This window comes from Bacillus sp. TH30 (genome assembly GCF_016650875.1).
GTDB lineage: Bacteria > Bacillota > Bacilli > Bacillales > Bacillaceae_G > Bacillus_A > Bacillus_A mycoides.
The window spans coordinates 2,953,985-2,969,793 of the sequence record NZ_JAEKEY010000002.1; the positions used below are offsets into that span (position 1 = coordinate 2,953,985).

Annotated in this window: 17 protein-coding genes; 9 read left to right on the forward strand and 8 right to left on the reverse strand. The window is 35.5% G+C overall.

Annotation, left to right across the window (positions count from 1 at the left end):
• Positions 1-142: 142 nt before the first annotated feature.
• Positions 143-649, reverse strand: a complete 507-nt coding sequence (locus tag JFU20_RS17170) for a ferritin (protein ID WP_002015996.1) — start codon at positions 647-649, stop codon at positions 143-145.
• 53 nt (positions 650-702) lie between these two features.
• Complete coding sequence (locus tag JFU20_RS17175; protein ID WP_002089472.1) at positions 703-1,026, reverse strand: MazG nucleotide pyrophosphohydrolase domain-containing protein; 324 nt, start codon at positions 1,024-1,026, stop codon at positions 703-705.
• 73 nt (positions 1,027-1,099) lie between these two features.
• On the opposite strand from JFU20_RS17175, the gene JFU20_RS17180 reads away from it, so the two are divergent.
• The 3 genes from JFU20_RS17180 to JFU20_RS17190 all read left to right on the forward strand — a co-directional run bounded on the left by JFU20_RS17180 (position 1,100) and on the right by JFU20_RS17190 (position 3,002).
• Complete coding sequence (locus tag JFU20_RS17180; protein ID WP_033707925.1) at positions 1,100-1,678, forward strand: LOG family protein; 579 nt, start codon at positions 1,100-1,102, stop codon at positions 1,676-1,678.
• Between the two features lie 119 nt (positions 1,679-1,797).
• Positions 1,798-2,079: a hypothetical protein gene (locus tag JFU20_RS17185; RefSeq protein WP_002015993.1), complete on the forward strand. Its 282-nt coding sequence runs from the start codon at positions 1,798-1,800 to the stop codon at positions 2,077-2,079.
• Positions 2,080-2,498: 419 nt separating this feature from the next.
• Positions 2,499-3,002: a DinB family protein gene (locus tag JFU20_RS17190; RefSeq protein ID WP_000533787.1), complete on the forward strand. Its 504-nt coding sequence runs from the start codon at positions 2,499-2,501 to the stop codon at positions 3,000-3,002.
• Positions 3,003-3,107: 105 nt separating this feature from the next.
• Here JFU20_RS17190 and JFU20_RS17195 read toward each other — a convergent pair whose 3' ends face one another.
• The 3 genes from JFU20_RS17195 to JFU20_RS17205 all read right to left on the reverse strand — a co-directional run bounded on the left by JFU20_RS17195 (position 3,108) and on the right by JFU20_RS17205 (position 5,833).
• Positions 3,108-3,305 (reverse strand): hypothetical protein, encoded by a 198-nt coding sequence (locus JFU20_RS17195; protein WP_002166501.1) that lies wholly within the window; start codon positions 3,303-3,305, stop codon positions 3,108-3,110.
• 459 nt (positions 3,306-3,764) lie between these two features.
• Positions 3,765-4,205: a Dps family protein gene (locus JFU20_RS17200; RefSeq protein ID WP_002015990.1), complete on the reverse strand. Its 441-nt coding sequence runs from the start codon at positions 4,203-4,205 to the stop codon at positions 3,765-3,767.
• 194 nt (positions 4,206-4,399) lie between these two features.
• Positions 4,400-5,833: an alanine/glycine:cation symporter family protein gene (locus JFU20_RS17205; RefSeq protein ID WP_201038782.1), complete on the reverse strand. Its 1,434-nt coding sequence runs from the start codon at positions 5,831-5,833 to the stop codon at positions 4,400-4,402.
• Between the two features lie 411 nt (positions 5,834-6,244).
• On the opposite strand from JFU20_RS17205, the gene JFU20_RS17210 reads away from it, so the two are divergent.
• The 6 genes from JFU20_RS17210 (at position 6,245) to JFU20_RS17235 (ending at position 11,703) form a co-directional block, all read left to right on the forward strand.
• Complete coding sequence (locus tag JFU20_RS17210) at positions 6,245-6,742, forward strand: cation:proton antiporter regulatory subunit (RefSeq protein WP_001026068.1); 498 nt, start codon at positions 6,245-6,247, stop codon at positions 6,740-6,742.
• Positions 6,743-7,942: a cation:proton antiporter gene (locus JFU20_RS17215; protein ID WP_002034652.1), complete on the forward strand. Its 1,200-nt coding sequence runs from the start codon at positions 6,743-6,745 to the stop codon at positions 7,940-7,942.
• 194 nt (positions 7,943-8,136) lie between these two features.
• Positions 8,137-8,571: a DUF3920 family protein gene (locus tag JFU20_RS17220; protein ID WP_201038783.1), complete on the forward strand. Its 435-nt coding sequence runs from the start codon at positions 8,137-8,139 to the stop codon at positions 8,569-8,571.
• A 113-nt stretch (positions 8,572-8,684) separates the two neighbouring features.
• Positions 8,685-9,095: a MarR family winged helix-turn-helix transcriptional regulator gene (locus tag JFU20_RS17225; RefSeq protein ID WP_002015985.1), complete on the forward strand. Its 411-nt coding sequence runs from the start codon at positions 8,685-8,687 to the stop codon at positions 9,093-9,095.
• A gap of 50 nt (positions 9,096-9,145) precedes the next feature.
• Positions 9,146-9,844: a pirin family protein gene (locus tag JFU20_RS17230; RefSeq protein WP_201038784.1), complete on the forward strand. Its 699-nt coding sequence runs from the start codon at positions 9,146-9,148 to the stop codon at positions 9,842-9,844.
• 209 nt (positions 9,845-10,053) lie between these two features.
• Positions 10,054-11,703 carry a M4 family metallopeptidase gene (locus JFU20_RS17235; RefSeq protein WP_002129824.1) on the forward strand — a complete coding sequence of 550 codons (1,650 nt, stop codon included), beginning with the start codon at positions 10,054-10,056 and terminating at the stop codon, positions 11,701-11,703.
• A 44-nt stretch (positions 11,704-11,747) separates the two neighbouring features.
• On the opposite strand, the gene JFU20_RS17240 is transcribed toward JFU20_RS17235, so the two are convergent.
• The 3 genes from JFU20_RS17240 to JFU20_RS17250 form a co-directional block, all read right to left on the reverse strand.
• The gene (locus JFU20_RS17240; protein ID WP_002015982.1) at positions 11,748-12,065 is read right to left on the reverse strand and encodes a metal-sulfur cluster assembly factor; all 318 of its coding nucleotides are present in this window, start codon (positions 12,063-12,065) and stop codon (positions 11,748-11,750) included.
• Between the two features lie 120 nt (positions 12,066-12,185).
• Positions 12,186-13,877, reverse strand: coding sequence for a methyl-accepting chemotaxis protein (locus JFU20_RS17245; protein WP_002166504.1), 1,692 nt, complete (start codon positions 13,875-13,877; stop codon positions 12,186-12,188).
• A gap of 227 nt (positions 13,878-14,104) precedes the next feature.
• A complete protein-coding gene (locus tag JFU20_RS17250; RefSeq protein ID WP_201038785.1) occupies positions 14,105-15,799 on the reverse strand; it encodes a methyl-accepting chemotaxis protein in 1,695 nt (564 codons plus the stop codon).
• Between the last annotated feature and the right edge of the window lie 10 nt (positions 15,800-15,809).

Below are 15,809 nucleotides of genomic sequence, written 5' to 3' on the forward strand. Positions count from 1 at the left end.
TCTCCTCGTATATTGTTTTATATTGAAAATAATACCATTTATTTACTGTTGTTATGTCAAATACAAGGAAATTTAAGGTGATTTTAAGCTAGAGAGAAAATAAAAAAATCACCTTAATCCATTCATTAAGGTGATTGAAATATTATTCAGCTGGAGGCGTAAATGTACGTTTTTCTAGTTCAGCATCTAGCATAAATAGTGCGTTTGAATCGCTTGTAATACGTTTTAATTTTTGGATGATGCTATCAAATGAAGCTTCTTCTTCTACTTGCTCGTCAACGAACCATTTTAAGAAGGTAATTGTTGCGTGTTCACGCTCATCCCAAGCGATATCAGATAAGTGATAAATGCGCTTCGTTACTTCACGCTCGTGCTCAAGTGCTACTTCAAAAGCATTCAATACAGACTCATATTCGTTATTAGGATGATCAAATCCAGTAATAATAGCGCGCTCGCCGCGGTCATTAATGTAGTTGTAAAGCTTCATTGCGTGGAAACGCTCTTCTTCAGCTTGTACAAGGAAAAAGTTAGCGAATCCATCATAGCTTTCCGCTGTACAGTAAGCAGCCATTGCCATATAAGCGTGGGCAGAGTAAAATTCAAAATTCATTTGTTCATTTAGTGCGTCGTGCAATTTTTTAGATAACATAAAATCCCCCTTATTATTTTGACAAGAACATTATATCACAATTGATAATCTTCTCATTTAGATGTTTCGAATCTTTTTGAAAGCTTTGTGACGTGTGTTTCCATAATGTCTTGTAAATCCAAATCATATTTTTGTGAAAGAACAATAAGATTAGAAAGTACATCACCAAGTTCTTCTTTTAGTTCTTGTTTTAGCTCTTCTTGTGTTTTTGTTTGTTCATCAGGGCGATCACGACCGATTTCAATTGCGCGAACAACGCGTGAAACTTCTCCAACTTCCTCAGTTAAGAAATTTAAGCGAATAAAGGAGTTGTACTGTGACCAGCTTCGTTTTTCGTAAAATTCCTCCACCCATCTTTGAAACGCGACGATATCCATTTCTTCCTCATCCCTTCAATATGTTGTACAATATTCATTGTATCATAACAATATATAGTTTCGGGGTGTAGGAATGAGAAAGATTTGTGTGTTTGCAGGTTCAAATTTAGGGGGAAGACCAGAATTTAAAGAGCAGGCAATAGAGTTAGGGAAAATGTTTGTTGAGAACGATTATGAGCTTGTATACGGCGGTTCATGCGTTGGATTAATGGGAGAAGTAGCAAACGAAGTTCTTCGTTTAGGTGGACGTGTAACAGGTGTTATGCCGCGTGGTTTATTCCGTGGTGAAATCGTTCATACAGGATTAACAGAATTAATTGAAGTAGAAACGATGCACGAACGTAAAGCAAAAATGGCAGAGCTTGCGGATGCTTTCATTGCATTACCAGGTGGATACGGAACGTTTGAGGAATTATTTGAAGTTGTATGTTGGTCACAAATTGGTATACATGATAAGCCAGTTGGTTTATTAAACATTAAAGACTTTTACGGACCAATTCTGCAAATGGTTGATCGTGCAGCGGAAGAAGGCTTTATGAACCCATCGAATAAAGAGTTAATCGTTTCAGCTGAGACGGCTGCTAAATTAATTCATGAAATACAAAATTATGAGCGTCCTGTTTTGGGGACGAAGTGGAAGCAATTATCATAGTACGTTTTTATAGCGATTTATAGAAACACATGTCTTTTTTATCGTAAAAAGACATGTGTTTTTAATTTAGTTAAATATGTTAATGTTATGATATAACGTTTTTTGGAAAGGAGAAATAGATGGAGGAGTTTGTGTATTTACGTCCTGTTTTTAAAAGTATTTTAGCAGCGTCTATTCTTGTGATGCTAATTGTTTTAAGACAGAAGAAAGAGCTGATTAATGAGTTTTCGCTTTGGTTTATTTCGGTTATATGTATTGGTGTTTCTGCGATAACACTTGTTATGTTAGGATTTATTGCCGATGAATATAGTTTAGGCGGCGATGTGCAGTCTTCTAATATGTTTATTGGGATTGTTTTGATCAGTGGTCTGAATTTCGTTATTTACTATAGACGGAAATAAAAAGGAAGGCATTCCATATTATTTTGGAATGCCTTTATCATTTTGATTACTTTGTTTTTTATATAGATTTTTGGGAACACATGTCAATTTATTTTAAAAAGGCATGTGTTTTTAAATTGGTTAAATATATTGATAGTGAGATGTGAAATCGTTGGAAGAGGGGAAGTAGATGGAGGTATGTTTTGCTGACTTAAAAAAAGAACATCTGAATAAATGGTGAGTAAGGAATTATTGAGTAACATAGAATTGTTCCGTTAAAGGGTCAGATTGTGGAAGATGGCGAATGTTTTTTATGAAGTTAATAGAGGTTTTTCTAATCGGAATCAAAATAAATTTTATAGATGTAATCCTTTGGGAATTTTTAAGCAGCTATGTATCATAATCTAATCAGTAAAATGAAAATTGGAGGAGAAATGAGCATGGGGCGTTCTGTATTAAAAATGTATAACTACCATTTATGGGCAAATGAAGTTATTTTAAATCGCTTAAAAGAACTACCGCAAGACATTTTCCATAAGGAAGTTAAGAGTGGTTTTTCTTCGGTGGCAAAAGTAATGTCTCACATATACCTCACAGATTTAGCCTGGCTCGAGATCATTTCTGGCAAAAGTATGAGTGATGCAATGGTACACACAGACCAATTGAAAGAACAGCTAGAAACAAAAAATATTGAGGAAATGGAAACTAGTTTTTATGAATTATCTAAACGATATAAAGAACTTTTAAGTAGTCAACAAGATTATGAAAAAGTGTTTGAGGTTGATAATCCGTATGCTGGGCTCCTGGATACGACGGTTTCTGAAACAATACTACACGTCGTCACCCACGGAGCATATCACCGTGGGAATATAGCCACAATGTTGCGGCAAATGGGGCATACCTCTGTTATGCAAGATTTTGGACTATTTCTATATTCAAAATGAATTCTTTTTATTTACGATAGAGTATGTGTTGTATGATGTTTTTGGGGACTGCTTTTATTAGTGGTTTAAGTTTAATTATGTATTATAGAAAAAAGGTATTCCATATTATTTCGGAATGCCTTTATTGTTATTGTTACTTTGTTTTTTATACAGGTACCAGCCACCCCAGCCGCCACCAATAGCTACAACAACGAGGAAAGCATAGTCTTTAACCTCGACACGTATGTTGAAAATATTAGCTATGAGTAAGAGAATCCCAACTGTTATTAACGCAAAAAATGCTCTAATTAAGTAGTCTTTCAACTGAACCACTCCCGTCATTTAAGTAGTAAATGATGAACTTGGACAAGCTTTTTGGATCTAATTACTAAAGGGTGTTTCCTATATTTTAACATAAAAGAGATTGTAATATATTGATAAAAGTAGTAGAGGGGAGTGCTATTATTGTCGTGATTTGTCGGTAAGTCGATATATTGGAAAAATCGCTGATAAATTTGACGAAATCGCCGATATAATGCAAAAATCGCTGATAAATTTGATGGAATCGCCGATATAATTAGAAAATCGCTGATATAATTTCTGCGCGATTACCCCATAGAAAAAAGCGACTCTGAACGAGTCGCTTCCGCTTTTAGTTATTATCCAGCTCCAGCGGCTAGAACAGTCGGTCATTTCGCGCCTTCCTGTGAGGCAAAAAGCGCCTCTTCGTCAGGAGCTCCAATGCCCTCCTGTTCTGAACGAGCCGCTTCCGCTTTTAATCTATTATTGATTCAAGAATGCACGTAGCATCCAAGCGTGTTTTTCTAGTTCTGTGTAGATGCCTAGCAATAGGTCAGATGTCATTTCGTCGTCAGATTCTTGAGCGATTACCATGCCTTTTTTTAGTTCGACTAGCATCATTTCGTAGTCTTTCATGATTGCTTCGACCATCCCTTCTGCAGTTTCTCCGTAAGCTGCTTCTTGAATAGAAGATAGTTCTAAGTATTCTTTCATTGTTGCTACTGGTTTGCCGCCAATTGCTAAAATACGTTCTGCGATTTCATCGATGTGAGTAGCTGATTCTGTGTAAAGCTCTTCAAATTTTTCATGTAGTGTGAAGAATTGAGGTCCTTTTACGTACCAATGGAAGTTGTGTAGTTTTGTAAATAAAACGCTCCAGTTTGCTACTTGTTTGTTTAATGCTTCGATTACTTGTGTATTCATTATGATCAATCTCCTCTTGAGTTATTATTTTATATGAATTACTAATTTATAATTATTATAATCTAGTAATTTGTATAAATCAACCCTTTTGCTGGAATTAATTTGAACAAATTATGAACTGTTGTAAATAAAACTCCCTATTACTGTGAAGTAATAGGGAGTTTTATTTGATATATAGCTTCTGCTTTTAATTATTATACTGCTTGCTTATTTTCTTCTACATCCTGTCCATCCCAACACTCTGTATTCTTTAAGCCAGGGATAGAACTTGCAATGAAAACAGGATCTTTTCCTTGTTTCTTTTGCTTTATATAGTCTACTAATGCCGCATAGGCGAACTTGCTAAGGAATGAGATGGCAATTAAGTTTGTGAATACCATTAGTCCCATAAAGAAATCAGCTAAACTCCAAACCGTTTGAAGGGCAGCGATAGATCCGAAGAACACCATTCCGACAACTGCAACACGATAAATCAGTAACCATGTTTTGCTTTCTTTAATGAATGCGATATTTGTTTCACCATAATAGTAGTTTCCTAGTAAAGAACTGAAAGCGAATAGGAAAATAATAATCGCTAAGAAAGTGCTTGCCCACGGTCCAATTTGTGAACTTAATGCTTGTTGTGTTAATTCAATACCTTCTAAATTCGATCCTTTGTAAAGTCCAGAGCATAATACGATAAACGCTGTTGATGTACATACTAAGAATGTATCTACGAAAACACCTAATGCTTGAACAAGTCCTTGTTTTACAGGGTGAGATACATCTGATGTTGCTGCTGCATTAGGAGAGCTACCCATACCTGCTTCTGTCGCGAATAAACCGCGCTGAATTCCGAATTTGATTGCTGCTCCAATACCACCAGCGAGGGCTTGGTCTAAACCGAATGCACTGTTAAATATTTCTGTAAAAATGCTTGGTAACATATTGAAGTTGTTAATAACGACAAAAACAGCTACTCCGATATAAATGATTGCCATTGGAGGAACAATCATTTCTGTAATACGTGAAATGCTTTTAATACCACCAAAAATAATTACCGCAACTAATAAAGCTAAAACAGCTCCTACGATAGTTCGTTCTAGTCCAAAAGCATTTTCAAACGCTATAGTTACTGTATTTGCTTGTACTGAGTTGAAGATTAATCCGTATGCAACTGTAATTAGAAGTGAAAACCAGATACCCATCCAGCGTTTATTTAATCCTTTTTCCATGTAATATGCTGGGCCCCCGCGGAATCTGCTTCCATCTTTTACTTTATAAATTTGTGCAAGCGTACATTCTACAAAACTAGTAGCTGCTCCGAGAATCGCGATAAACCACATCCAAAATACTGCGCCAGGTCCACCCATAGAAATTGCTAATGCTACACCAGCTAAGTTCCCGATACCAATGCGGGCTGCCGCACTTAAGCAAAATGCTTGGAATGGAGAGATGCTATCTTTTTTCTTTTCTTTTCGATTAAATCCTTTACTAATTAAACTGACCATCTCACGGAAATGAGTAATTTGGACAAATTTCATTTTAAAAGAGAAATAAAGACCGAAGCCGATTAACATTGCAATAAGAATATATGACCACAGAATATTATTCGTTACCTCAAGGGATCTGCTAAAGATATCAACCATATAATACACTTCCTTTTTTTCATAATAAGAAAAGTATATGCAAAAAATATATCAGAATCAAATTTTCTAAAAAAACATGTTACTTAATTGTGCTTTATGTTATGATTAAGTTACATCGTAATATTTTTAGAATTATTTACATTTTAAAAAACTAAATTTAAAGCGAGAAAGAGGGGGATAATTTGAAAGAAGAATCTTTATTGAAAGTAAGTCTTAAGAGTTTGAAAATGAGAAGTAATTTCTTTTTTATTACTACATCTTCAAGTATGTTTCTAGTGGCCACTTATTATTACAATAAAAGATTTCCAAATCACAGGTATCCTGAATGGTTAGAATTTTTAAAATTGATTTGATGAATAAAAGACTTGAAAACAGAAAATTCAAATAAAAATCGTTGTGGAGGAGCTAAATATGAATATTAGAGAAAGTGAACTTCCGGGTATTGGTTACAAATTTCAAATCGTTACGAAAGGTAACGAAAAGATGGTGATTGTCATTCATGATGATGGGCGTAGAGAAATGTATCATTTTGATTCAGATCATGAAGAAAGCATCTCAAGTATTTCATTACGTGACTCAGAGGCGAGACAAATTGCAGCAATATTAGGTGGAATGGTATACAAACCTAGAGCATTAGAAAATGTTGAGATGGTCTTTGAAGGTTTAGCAATTGAGTGGTTTAAAGTGGAGAATGCAGCTCCGGCAATCGGAAAAACAATTGGCGACCTTGAAATAAGAAAAACATATAGCGTAACGATAATTGCAGTTATGAAAAAGAATATGAAAAAGCTATTTAATCCAGGTCCAGACACGGTGATTGAAGAAGGAGATATGCTTGTAGTTTCTGGTGAGAGAGAAGAAATTAAAAAGATTATTAATGAATTACTTTCGAATAGGGGGACTGACTAGATGGATACTTTAATTTTTGAAGTTGGTACAGCTTTAGTTTTAGTAGCAATTGCGGCGGTAATCGCTGGAAAGTTTAAATTCTCAGTAATTCCTTTTCTAATTGTTCTTGGCATGTTAGTAGGTCCGCACGCGCCGACAATAGGTGTTATCGATCTCAAATTTATTGAAAGTGCAAGTGTGATATCCTTCCTTGGAAGGATTGGTGTTCTGTTCCTTCTTTTCTATCTGGGATTAGAGTTTTCGATGAAAAAACTAATTAAATCTGGACGTTCTATCGCGATTGGCGGAACAATCTATATTTTGATTAACTTTTCACTAGGATTATTATACGGATTTATAATGGGATTCCCGTTACTCGAAATCTTAATTATTGCGGGTATTATTACGATTTCTTCTAGTGCTATTGTCGCAAAGGTATTAGTTGATTTAAGAAGAACTGGTAATAATGAAACCGAATTAATTTTAGGAATTATTATGTTTGAGGATATATTCCTTGCTGTATATTTATCAGTAGTTTCTGGCTTAGTTCTTGGGGATCACGCTTCCTTCTTAGGTGCCCTTACTTCAATTGGAATTGCTTTAGGATATATGCTTCTATTCTTTATTGTGGCTAGAAAAGCAACGCCGTTATTAAATAGATTGCTCAATATTAGTTCAGATGAAATTTTTATTATTGTAGTATTTGCTTCGTTGTTCTTTATTGCAGGTTTTTCAGAAACAATTCACGTTGCAGAAGCAATCGGGGCACTTCTTTTAGGGTTAGTTTTCTCTGAGACAGAGCATAGTGATCGAATTGAACATCTTGTTGTTCCATTTAGAGACTTCTTCGGAGCTATCTTCTTCTTCAGTTTCGGACTAAGTATCGATCCGTTTTCATTGGGCGGAGCAATATGGTTAACGTTAGGTGCTGTACTTCTGACGATAATCGGAAACTTTGTAGCAGGGATGATTGCAGGGCGACAAGCTGGATTATCTCATAAAGCATCAACAAATATTGGATTAACAATCGTTTCAAGGGGAGAATTCTCAATCATTATGGCTAATATCGGTATCGCGGGTGGGTTAATGTCGGTATTGAAACCATTCTCAGCACTATATGTGCTTATACTATCCATTTTAGGTCCGCTTCTAACGAAAGAGTCAAAGAATGTATATAAATTTTTAAATAAAATCTTTAAGTGGGATACAAAGAATAGTTAAATTTTAAACAATTGACGTGTAAGGTCAGATTTTATATAAGGTATTATCGCGAAGGAATCTATAGTTAAATAGATTCCTTTTTTTATGGGAAATTAATAACTGGTTGTTATTTGTTAGAGAGGGATATGTTTAATATTTTACATATTGTGGCATACATATAGGAAAAGGGAGTTTAGGAAGGGGATTATTGAGAAATGGAACTCCAGTTTCAAAATGTATATCAACAAGTTGAGAATTGGTATGTGTTGGATTCGGAGCTTCCTTGGGATGTCAAAAAGTTAAGAAATGATTTGTTTTCTCTTATTGAAGTAAGTGCAACGCCAGTTATTTTTTGTGATACGTGTGATGCGAATCATGTACTTTTATCATTAGGAGAAGAAGAAGAGGAGTTTTTATTCCCAGTAGGTGGTTTTTATCATAAAGAAAAACAATTAATTTTCGTTTGTATGTGGGAAGAGTATGAGCAAGTGCTCAAAACGCTATTGCATGAATTCAGGCATGCGATGCAGCATAAGGACGATGTACTATATGTTGGAAATGAACTATACGAAGAAAGATGGATTGAGAAAGATGCGAGGCATTTCGCGGTGAGGAAGCTAGATGAATATAAAAATAGAAATTTAATCTGAAGCATAGTGGAGGAAAATCACTGTGCTTTTATTTGTTGCTAATTAAAAATAAGTGGTTGACCTTTAATAAGTTTAGTTCTAAACTAATAGTATCAAATGAGCGAGGTGATGGAATGAAAGCAGAGGAAAGACTTGGATTAATATTATGGTTTCGTTTATCACGCTTTTATAATAGAAGTATTCGTGAGACGAATCAGCATTTGAAAAAGTGGAATGTATCTGCCGCTCAGTTTGATGTATTAGTTCAAATTGGAGGAAACGATCGTTTAACGCAGCAAGAACTTGGAAATAAGTTGTTTGTTACGAAAGGAAATGTTACTCAGCTTTTAAATAAGATGGAGCAACTAGATTGGATTCAGCGTGAACAAGAAGGTACGACGAAATATATTTCATTAACAGAAAAGGGAAAGGTTCTATATGAAGAAATAGTCCCGCCACAAGAAACATTTCAAAAAGAGCAATTTGATAAGTTAAATAGAGAAGAACAAAAACAATTATTAGAATTACTGAAGAAGTTGCAGTAATAAAATTAAAAATAATTATCTCGATTTCGAGATAATATGAGGTGAAGGGTATGTTTAGAAAAGTTGATCATAAAAATATGGGAAGAGCAAATCACGGTTGGTTAAATACACATTTTCATTTTTCTTTTGCAAATTATTATAATCCAAACAACATGAATTTTGGAGCAGTACGTGTTATGAATGATGATTTAATAGCGGCACAAACGGGTTTTGATATGCATCCGCATCGTGATATGGAGATTATCTCTTACGTTATAGATGGTGAATTAACACATGAAGATAGTATGGGGAACCGCGGGACAATTGAGCGTGGGCATGTTCAATATATGAGTGCAGGTACTGGTGTATTTCACAGTGAGCATAACTTAGGAAGTGAAACATTACGTCTATTGCAAATTTGGATTTTACCAGACCGCGACGGTCATAAACCAAACTATGGTGAGTTTAAATTTGATTGGAGAAAACGTGAAAATGAGTGGTTCCATATGATATCTCCTTCTGATGGAGATGCACCAATTCATATTCACCAAGATGCAAATTTATATTCTTTATCATTAGAAGCTGGTAAAGAAATTCATTTTCCTGTTAAAGAAGGACGTCAATTGTACCTTGTACAAATTGAAGGTAGCAGCGTTGTAAACGGTGAAACACTCGTAATGCGTGATGCAGCGGAGGCTGTAGAAGAAGATATTCGCATTCAAGCGAAAGAAAAATCTCACTATTTAGCAATTGAAATGAAAATGCAATAAAGTGAAGCTTTAATCAGTGGTGGCTTTCCAGCATATAAATAGCGGAATGAAAAGTTATAGGAAAGAGGACATTGTTTTTCGATGTCCTCTTTTTGGTGAGTTTAATTATCAGAAAAAACTTTCTCAATTTTTGAGAGCAGGTATTAGAGAGATTATTCAGAATATTTATAAAGGTGTTAAAAACTTTTAGGGAAATGGGGAGTGTTAGATTGAAAAAGCAAGTAATTTCATCAGCATTAGCATTAACTGTTATCGCAAGTGGGTTTGGGGCATTTGGAGCAACTACGACGAAAGCAGAAGAGCAAAAAATCCAGTATCACCAAGAGTTTAAAACACCAGCTTACATAGGTGAAGAATGGAAAGCGCCGGAAGGACTAGATAAAAAAGAGACGGTCTTTCAATATTTAGAGAGTAAAAAAGATATGTTTAAACTAGCAGGAAATATTGACAAACATTTCAATATCGTTGGTGAAGAAAAAGATGCTGAGTCTGGTACAACACATGTGAAGTTAGTTGAGAAGCATAATAACATTCCTGTGTATGGTTCAGATCAAACAGTTACGCTTGATAAAGAGAACAATGTAAAAGCATTTTTCGGACAAGTTATTCCGAGTTTAGATGATAAAAATATTCCTACATCTGCAAGTATTAGTGCGGAACAAGCAGAAACGATTGCAAAAGCTAATATTGAGAAAGAAATTGGTAAAGTAAAGAATTATGATGGCGTGAAAAAAGATTTATATGTGTATGAAAAAGATGGTCAATACTATCTTGCATATCTTGTAAAAGCGTCGGTTTCAAAACCAGCTCCAGGATATTGGCATTACTTTGTTGATGCAACAAATGGAAATGTTATTGAGAAATATAATGCTGTAGATAACATTACTGGATTTGGTTACGGAGTATTAGGTGCTAGACAATCATTTGAAATTGCTCAAGATACGAAAACAGGAGCGTTCAACTTATTTGATGGTACACGAGGACAAGGTGTCCATACATTTGATGCAGAGAATATGAACGAAGACTGGTTTAATTTATTCTCACAAATTCTTGGATATACAGGAGAAGAAATTGGAAGTAAATCTAAGTTCTTCGAAGATAAAGCGGCAGTTGATGCGCATGTGAATGCAGGAAAAGTATATGATTATTATAAAAAGACATTTAACCGTAACTCTTTCGATGATAAAGGTGCAAAACTTATTTCTGCTGTTCACGTAGGTGAATCTTGGAATAACGCAGCGTGGAACGGTGTACAAATGATGTATGGTGATGGAGATGGTAAGACATTTATTCCATTATCAGCTGGCCTAGATGTTATTGGCCACGAATTAACGCATGCTGTAACTGAACATACAGCAAACCTTGTATATAAAAATGAATCAGGAGCGTTAAATGAATCGTTATCTGATATTATGGGCGTCATGGTTGAGAAGAAAAGCTGGGATTTAGGAGCTGATATTTATACACCTGGTAAACCTGGTGATGCACTTCGTTCTCTGAAGGATCCAGCATCTATTCCAAACCCATTAAAACCAGGTGAAGGTTACCCAGATCACTATAATAAACGTTATACTGGAACAGCTGATAATGGCGGCGTTCATATTAACAGTAGTATTAACAATAAGGCGGCGTATTTAGTGTCTGAGGGCGGCACGCATTACAATGTGAAAGTAACTGGAGTGGGCCGTGAAGCAACAGAAAAAATTTACTATCGTGCTCTTACAAAATATTTAACTGCAAACTCTGATTTCAAAATGATGCGCCAAGCTGCACTTCAATCAGCAGAAGATTTATTCGGTAAAAACTCTAAAGAGGTACAAGCTGTAACGAAAGCTTATGACGCTGTAGGAGTAAAATAATAAGAGAAAAAAGACCTGACTGGATTGTCAGGTCTTTTCCTTATTTAATCACGAATACCTAGTGCGATTTTCGCCATACGCGACATACGTTCTTTCGTCCATGGCGGATTCCATACAACGTTTACTTCTATTTCATTTACTTCAGGTACGTTCGTTGATAATACTTTTTTAACGTCTGATACGATTTGGCCAGCCATTGGACAACCGATAGAAGTCATCGTCATTGTAACGACAGCATTATTATTTTCATCTGCTGTAACGTCATAAACTAATCCAAGATTGATAATATCAACACCTAGCTCAGGGTCAATAACAGCTTCTAAGTTGGCATATAACTTTTCTTCAAATGCTTGTTGTGACATGTGTAGCACCCCCTAAATATTAATGATATCGGTTCTCATTATAACGGATATGCGGGATAAGTGCAGGAAATGAGCTCAAAAAAATATTCCTCCCTGAGAGAGGAATATTTTTTTGAAAAGCTATTCAGTTTTAAAATGAGATACAAGCTGATCTAATTCTTCAACTGTTTGTTTCATTTGTTTTGCAGTGAGAGTCATTTCATTCATCACGATGACTTTCTGTTCAGCAGATTGTGCCGTTGCGGCTGTTTCACTAGATACTTCATTTGAAATAGAAGCGATGTTATTAAGTGAAGCGTTCATTTCTTCAGCGCTTGCAGCCATTTCTTCAGCAGTTGCTGATATGTCTTGCATTTGAGTTGATACTTTATTTACTTGTTCAACAATTGTTGTGAAAGAAGTACCAGCCTCACGAACGACAGTAATGCCTTCAAATGCTTCAGAGCGGCCTTGAGACATCATAGAGCTAGCAGTTTCCGTATCATTTTGAATTTGATGAAGCAATTGGTTAATATCTTTTGCCGCTGTTTTTGATTGTTCCGCAAGTTTACGAACTTCATCAGCTACGACAGCAAATCCTTTTCCTTGTTCACCAGCACGAGCCGCTTCAATAGAAGCATTTAAAGCAAGTAGATTCGTTTGCTCAGCGATATTAGAAATAGATTGCACAGCCGTATCAATATATTTCGTATGGGTGATTAGACGTTCGACTACTTCTGATGTAGCATTTACAGCTTCATGTATCGTGGTCATTTGTGAAACAGATTTTTGGATAACAGTACTTCCGTCGTTAGCGTGTTCTGACGTGGCTACAGCTAGTTCGGCTACAGATGAAGCAGATTCAGCGATACGCTGAACACTTATTGCCATATCATCCATCGCAGTCGAGCTTTCTTCCATACTAGAAGTTTGCGATTGAATACTTGAATTTAAGTTGGACATCGAGCTTTGAACTCTTATTGTTGCCTCGCGTGATGTATTAGTCTTTTCTAGCATATTTTCAGAAGCTGTTTGTACTTCTACAGATGTTTTTTGAACACGATTAATGATATGCTGCAAGTTTTCTAACATTTTATTAAATGATGTGGCAATAGCACCGATTTCATCATTGCTATTTACTTGTAGACGGGCTGTTAAGTCGCCTTCTTGAGAGGCTAATTCTTTTAGTTTAGTATCAATTTGTTGAATTGGTTTTACAAGCTTACCAGAGAACCACCATGCAAGAATAATTGCAGTTACAATACAAATAACAAGTGATAAGAAGACAACATATTCAATTCGTAGTGAAGATTGATCGATTTTTTCAATAGATTGTTCACGTAATTTAGCTTGTTCATTAGTGTAATTTGTGAAATCACCGATTACTTTATAAACAGTGCCATTCTCTGTAGAAGCTACTTGTAAAGCTTCTTCCCATTTTTGTTCTTTTGCAAGAGTGAATACTTTCTCTTCAATGAACTTTCTCCAAGTGGATCCTAATTCCATTGTGCTTTTCACGGACTGAGAAGTGTTAGGGTTAGAAAGAAGTTGCCCTTTTGTATCTTCAAGACGTTTACTCATCTCATTAAACTTGTCTAATTCGACTTGATCATGTTGTAGTAAATAACCTCTTAAAGCAGAAAGTTGTACTTGATAAGCGTCTCCGCGCTCTTTCAATTCTGTTGCAAGAGGAGAAATTTCTTTTTGTAATGTTTCAGCTTTATGAGACTGATCCATGGTAAAGAATAAAATAAAAGCTAAGGCGATGCCGAATAAAGCGCAAATCATTCCCATCATGAACATTAGTTTTTTTCGAATGCTAATAAAATTCATATGATAAAAATCCTCCTTGTAAAATCTTAGTATTAGAATTAATTAATTAATGTAAAAAATTGAAAGAAAGCTTTACTCCATCTGGAATAAAGCTTTCTTCTTTCCTTTAGGAATTATAGCAGACAGAATGGGAGATAGAAAGAGATATTTTAGCGTGAAAAAGAGAGACTCTAAATCGCTCTTTCTAACAATTTAGAGTTCGTAGAAGTATAAATGAAATTTTCATTTTAACTATTTGTTTTGAAATGAGAAACGAGCACTTCAAGTTCTTGCACAATTATTTTCATTTCTGATGATTTTTTAGCAACGACACTCATTTTGTTTACTTGGTCACCAGCTGAAGTTGCTGTTTTCGATGTTTCGGCAGCAACTTCATTTGAAATAGAAGCGATATTATTTAAAGCTGCATTCATTTCTTCAGAACTTGCGGCCATTTCTTCAGCAGTTGCAGACATTTCTTGTATTTGTGTAGAGAAATTGTTAATGTGATTAACAATTTCTGAGAATGAAGATCCAGCGGTACGAATGACTGTAATCCCTTCAGAAGCTTCTGACTGACCTTGTGTCATCATGTCATTTGCTATTTTTGTGTCCGCTTGAATTTGATGAAGTAAATGGTTAATGTCATTTGCTGCTAGCTGAGATTGTTCAGCAAGTTTTCGTACTTCATCGGCAACAACAGCGAATCCTTTTCCGTGTTCACCAGCACGGGCCGCTTCAATAGAAGCATTTAAAGCGAGCAAATTCGTCTGCTCGGCAATATTAGAAATAGATTGAAGTGCAGTATCAATATGATTCGTATGTGTAATGAGTCGCTCTACCACTTGTGATGTAGCGTTAACAGCTTCGTTAATTGTATGCATTTGTGTAATAGATTTTTCAATGACTTTATTTCCATCATCTGCTTTTTCAGAAGTTGTAACAGCTAGGCTAGCGGCAGAAGAGGCAGCTTGTGCAATGCGCTGAACACTCGTTGCCATATCATCCATTGCGGTTGAACTTTCTTCAATGCTAGAAACTTGTGAACGAATATTGTGCTCAAGAGCATTCATAGTCTCTTTAGTTTTTGCGGTATTTTCCATAGAAGCAGTTGTTTCGATAAACACATTTTCAGAAGCTTCTTTTACACTTGTTGATGTTTGTTGAACTTGCTTTATTATACGTTGTAAGTTGGTGAGCATTTGATTAAAGGAATGTGCAATATCACCGATTTCATCTTTACTAGTTACGTGCAATCTCGCAGTCAAATCGCCATTTTGAGAAGCTAATTCTTTTAATTTCGCATCAATTTGTCGAATAGGTTTAACGAGTTTACCAGAGAACCACCATGCCAATAGAATAGACGTTAATGTACATGTAATGAGTGAGAAGAAAATAATATATTGAATAAGGGATGAAGAAGACTCTACGTCAGCAATTAATACGTCCCGTTTGTCATTTTCTTCATTTGCATATTTAGTAAAACGACTTAAAAGATCATTTACATAATCTGTTTGAGCAAGAGCAATTTTGGATGCTTCATCCCATTTTCCTTCCCGTGCAAGAGGGAGGACTTCATTATCTACGACGCTGCGCCATTTTGCTCCCATTAAAATGGCCTCTTTCATTCCTTCTGGGAGTTTTTTATCACTTGTTACTTTCTCCCTAGTATCAGCTAGTTTTTTTCCTTCCCGGTTGAATTTATCCAATCCTGTTTGGTCATGTGATAGTAAATATTCTTGTAAACCAGCGACCTGCGCTTGGAACCAATCGCCACGTTCTTTTAAGATCGTTGCTCTTTTCGATACATCATTCTTTAATGTTTCGATTTCACTTGCTTGATTCATAGCGAATGAAAGAATAACAATAAGAGCAATGCTAAATAAGGAAGAAATGCTTAAGAGTGTGAACAGTAGTTTTTTTCGAATGCTAACATATTTCATTGTTACCCCT